This window comes from Rhodocytophaga aerolata (genome assembly GCF_030503435.1).
GTDB classification, from domain to species: Bacteria; Bacteroidota; Bacteroidia; order Cytophagales; family 172606-1; genus Rhodocytophaga; species Rhodocytophaga aerolata.
The window spans coordinates 1-1,208 of the sequence record NZ_JAUKPO010000162.1; the positions used below are offsets into that span (position 1 = coordinate 1).

At 45.5% G+C, this 1,208-nt stretch carries 1 protein-coding gene; it reads left to right on the top strand.

Translation table 11 applies throughout. The features are described from left to right. The coding region (locus Q0590_RS37320; protein WP_302042783.1) for a hypothetical protein at positions 1-1,208 on the top strand (1,208 nt) is incomplete at both ends.

Below are 1,208 nucleotides of genomic sequence, written 5' to 3' on the forward strand. Positions count from 1 at the left end.
CGGTAAAAGTATCGTTGGTGGCAGTAACTGGTGAGAAAAATACGGTGCATATCAGTGAAATTAAGGTAAGTGATGCACAGGCTGAACAGTTTAATGGAGCCAAAATATCTTCAAAAACCCTTCAGGCATCTGCGCAAGCGGCCTCCGCTACATCGGCCTCTATAGTAGAGAACTACCCGCATGCAAAGGCCGTAGGCAGGTTTACTAACGGAACCAACTCTTTTGGTACCGGCTGGATTGCCCCTAATGGTGCTATCGTTACTTCATTTGATATAGCTTATTATTATCATATAGTGGCTGAAAAAAAATACGATATCATTGAGTTTAACGTGCCGGCCTCTGAGGGAACCACCGTGAAACACCCCTCCCCCCAGGACCAGTACAAGGTGATAGTCGCAACAGAATCCATAGAGAACTATGCGATTTTCTTTAAAGATGGAGAAGGTTATTTCAATGCCAATGGAACTATTTTAATTCCATTTCCTTCGGATGGGTTGTTGCCGGGTGAACGCCAGCAGCAATTTTTCCGGATTGCCCCTAATCCGGGTAATTTCACAATTAATGCAAAGAATAAGAACAATGATCCCATACAGGTAGATATTTTTCACTATGGTTCCCTGGTGGGAGACAATCTTGCTGGCCGGTACCGGACACTGCATCTGCATGAAACCTCCTTGTATGAACAGAACCAGTACCTCAAAAGTACCTCTGATGGGGAACGGGATTGGTATGTACTATATGATGCGGGACTGCTTTTAGGATCTGATAATACACTTTATCACACAACTAGTGATGACGGCGGCCCTATTACCTACGCTGGTTCTAATTTTGCCATAGGCATCCATAACCAAAGCCTTAAAGGCAACGGCTATGCTTCACATGGATTGGGGTTCAGCAACGAAGCTTTCCGGAATAAACTGAAGAATGTCTTTTCTGCCAAATCCGTGTATGTAGACTATGAACCCCGTAGCACAACCAATACCGGTAATGGCAACATTCATTTTCCTTACCAGACTGTTTCGCAGGCAGTTATGGCAGCACCGAATGGAGCACAAATATATATCGCCAAAGGAAATTATTCCTCCACCTTTACCATTAACCGGCCCATGACCTTGCGGGCACCGGTAGGCAAAGTGGTCATCGGTTCATCAGCTGCCACTGCCCGCACAGCCGCCCTTCCTTCCATTCCCAGGGAATTGTATATGGAT